The organism is Intrasporangium sp., from assembly GCF_051961875.1.
Taxonomy (GTDB): Bacteria; Actinomycetota; Actinomycetes; order Actinomycetales; family Dermatophilaceae; genus Intrasporangium_A.
The window spans coordinates 1-3,143 of the sequence record NZ_JBQCCV010000148.1 but is presented as its reverse complement, the minus strand read 5'-3'; the positions used below and the strand labels follow the sequence as shown (position 1 = coordinate 3,143).

The following is a 3,143-nucleotide window of genomic DNA, read 5'->3' as shown; positions in this document are numbered from 1 at the left end:
GTCGGCTCCTGGCTGAAGCGCAGCACCGCGCCGTCGGAGACGTGCAGGTCGACGTTGCTCATCAGGTGGATCGGGCCCTTGCTGAGCCACGTGCCGCCCGGGAGGACGACGTGACCGCCGCCGGCGGCGTTCGCCTCGCGGATCGCGGCCAGGATGGCGGGTAGCGCGTCGCTCGCGCCGTCGCCCACCGCCCCGTATGCCGTGACGTCGAAGTTGCGCGCCGGGAAGGTCGGGACCTTGATCGACTTCTCGATCTGGGGGACCTGGCCCCAGCCGGGCGCTCCCGTCTGGGCGCCCGAGCCGTTGCCCGGGGTGTCGGCGGCGGCGATGGGAAGGCTGGGCAAGGCCAGCCCGACAACGGCGGACGAGACCATGATGATGCGAGTAATGCTTCTTCCACGGCTCGTCATTGTTGCGATCTCCTGAGGGGTTCGAGCTGCGTTATCTCTTTGGAAAATCCTGAAACCGTTTGCGGTTCGGATCGACCCCACCATGGTTCGAGAGGCGGGGTCAAGAGGTTGCGTCGCTGAAACTCGTTTCATTGCCGCACGGCCGGATGCGCTTGCTGTCCCTGTGATTTTCGAGTTGAGGGCCACCCTGACCCGTGTTAGCGTCCGAGCCACTGAAAACCGTTGCAGGGCGGCTGGAATTGACCGGTGCCATTTCGCAACGTGAAGAACTCCTCCTCGAGGACGTGCGGACGGACATTGATTCCGGGATCCGCCGATGCATTACGCCAAGAAACAGCCCCAGGGAATGGAGCGGACAAAGATGTCGGATCAGGAAATGGGCTCACGAGGTATCGGCCGGCGCAGCGTGCTGATGGGAGCGGGGGCCGCAGTCTCTGCCGTGGCCCTCGCCCAGTCGGCGACCGGCGCTGCGGCGGCACCGGCCGCGGGCAAGCCGGGCAAAGGGCAGCGGATGCTCAACGCCTACTACCTGGCGCCGAACGCTTACACGGTCGTGCCCCGCCGGGTCCGTGACGACATGCGCTGGATGGCGAGCATCGGCACCACGGCCGTCTCGATCAGCGTGCTGGAGCAGGACTTCGACAGCGCGCACTACAACATCGAGATCGCGGTCAACGAGGCGATCCGGGCGGGGATCACGCCCTACGCCATCCCGTCCCGCTGGGGCAGCCTCGTGGCGGGTGCGCCCAGCGTGCCGAGCAACTTCACCGAGCAGCACCCCGAGACCTGGGTGCTCAAGCCCGATGGCAAGCCCTACACGAACAGCCGCGGCCACCGCAGCGATCCGAAGCACCCGGCGACCGTCGACTTCTTCCTCAAGAACACCGAGAGGCTGCTGACCCAGTGGGCCTTCGAGGGACTGATCTGGGACGAGCCGAAGCAGAACGACGCCGTCGACCTGTTCCGTGTGGCGAGCGACCACGCCCGTGCGATCAAGCCCGACCTCACGCTCACGATGTTCATGGACCTCGCCTCCTTCCGGGGAGGGGCGGCGGCCGACGAGGCGGAGCGCTTCGCCCAGATCGAGGCGCTCGACTACTTCGGCTGCGACGGCCGGCCGTGGGGTCTCGATGACCCGGACGAGCAGAACAAGGTCCTCCTCGGTGGTGACGGGCAGCGGTTCATCGACATGGCCAAGCGCAACGGCAAGGGCAGCTTCCTCCTGGCGGAGACCTACGCCTTGAACAGCAGTTCCTACCCGCTCGTCGACCGCCGCCTGCCCGAGGTGGTCGACCTCGGGTGTGACCAGCTGGCGTACTACTACTACCCCCGCAACTGCCAGGACCCGGACCGGCTCATGCAGATCACGAGCAAGCACGTCCGCAACTATGCAGGCAGGTAGCGCGGCCCGATAGGCGCCCGGTTGGCACGGCTCACGTCGTGCCGACCGGGGGCTCAGCGTTTGAGGGGGAGCCCACTCAGCGGCATACGGCCTAGTCGTCGGCGACGTTGTGCGCGGCGATGTAGCGCTCCACGCGGCGGTCGGGGACGAGCCACATCAGCGCGACGATCGTGTAGATCGCGATCCCGAGCCACGGCACGAGGAGCGCGCCGAGGATGCCGAGCAGGTAGATCCACGGGCTCGTCTTCGCCTTGAGGTCACGGCCGAGCGCCGTGGCGAGGGCGCCGTCGCGGCCCTGGTTGTGCTCGATGGTGGTCTGCAGGATGAAGTAGGCGATCGCGCAGAGGAGCAGGTTCACGCCATACGTCACGACCGGCGTCGTCGCGAAGGCCTGCTCGTCCATCCAGGCCGTGGTGAACGGCAGCAGCGACAGGCAGAAGAGCAGCCCGAGGTTGCTCCAGAGGATCCCGCCGGTGACGCGCGCGACGAGCTGGAACATGTGGTGGTGGTTGTTCCAGTAGATCCCGACGTAGACGAACGACAGCAGGTAGGTCAGCAGCCCGGTCGCGGCGCCGAGCAGGTCGTGCAGCGTCGGCCCCTGCGGCACCCGCAGCTCCAGCACCATGATCGTGATGATGATGGCGAGTACGCCGTCGCTGAATGCCTCGAGCCGACTGGTCTTCACAGCAAATCAGTATGTCGGCGGGGTAACCGGTAGGTATGCAAGCACTGGAACAAGGGCCGCGATTCCCCTCCACTGCGCGGCGCATCAGATCCGGGTTCATCGCCCTCGTGGCGTTCGGACTCTTCCTCGTCCTCAACTTCTGGCCGGGGTGGTCCTCACTGGGGATCTTCACTCCAGGGGCGCTGAACCTCGGCATGGTCGACTTCGCGCTCTGGTCGATCATCGTCTTCAACGTGGCCTACCTCTTCGCTGACGCCCGGGGGCTGCGCCTGACCGGGCACCTGATCATGGCGATGTTCCTGTTGCTCGCCTTCACGACGCTGCTGCAGGACTTCCCGTTCGCGCTGTCGCCCGGCCTGTGGTCGAACGTGGTGCACTGGGTCCTCGTGCTCGGCGTGGTTCTGTCGTTCCTGACCATCCCCGTGACCTGGTGGGGGATGGTCACCCAGGGCTACGAGGAGCCTGGCCGGACCCGGAGGCACGGCCTCCCGCGCCCGCACGTCGGCCGGCACCGGCACGCGTCCTAAGGCCCGCTTGTATGAGCGCTCCCGCCCCTCGACTCCCACGTCGAGTGAGCCACCTGTAGGACTTCGTCCTTCCCGTTGCGGGATGAAAATGGGGGTGGCCGCCCGGTGACGTCGGTGGC

Annotated in this window: 4 protein-coding genes; 2 read left to right on the top strand and 2 right to left on the bottom strand. The window is 66.7% G+C overall.

What is annotated here, in order from left to right; all coding sequences use genetic code 11:
- Nucleotides 1-410 (bottom strand): glycosyl hydrolase family 28-related protein (locus ACTHJJ_RS09010; protein WP_440302609.1); only part of this gene is annotated, 410 nt, incomplete at its 3' end.
- A gap of 361 nt (nucleotides 411-771) precedes the next feature.
- Between ACTHJJ_RS09010 and ACTHJJ_RS09005 the strand changes: the two genes are divergently transcribed.
- Nucleotides 772-1,812: a hypothetical protein gene (locus ACTHJJ_RS09005; RefSeq protein ID WP_440302608.1), complete on the top strand. Its 1,041-nt coding sequence runs from the start codon at nucleotides 772-774 to the stop codon at nucleotides 1,810-1,812.
- Between the two features lie 91 nt (nucleotides 1,813-1,903).
- On the opposite strand, the gene ACTHJJ_RS09000 is transcribed toward ACTHJJ_RS09005, so the two are convergent.
- Nucleotides 1,904-2,497, bottom strand: coding sequence for a TMEM175 family protein (locus ACTHJJ_RS09000; protein WP_440302607.1), 594 nt, complete (start codon nucleotides 2,495-2,497; stop codon nucleotides 1,904-1,906).
- A 107-nt stretch (nucleotides 2,498-2,604) separates the two neighbouring features.
- Between ACTHJJ_RS09000 and ACTHJJ_RS08995 the strand changes: the two genes are divergently transcribed.
- Nucleotides 2,605-3,024: a hypothetical protein gene (locus tag ACTHJJ_RS08995; protein WP_440302606.1), complete on the top strand. Its 420-nt coding sequence runs from the start codon at nucleotides 2,605-2,607 to the stop codon at nucleotides 3,022-3,024.
- Nucleotides 3,025-3,143: the final 119 nt, after the last annotated feature.

Coding starts and splice junctions, on each gene's coding strand:
- ACTHJJ_RS09005 (WP_440302608.1), top strand. CDS start 772: ATGTCGGATCAGGAAATGGGCTCACGAGGTATCGGCCGGCGCAGCGTG.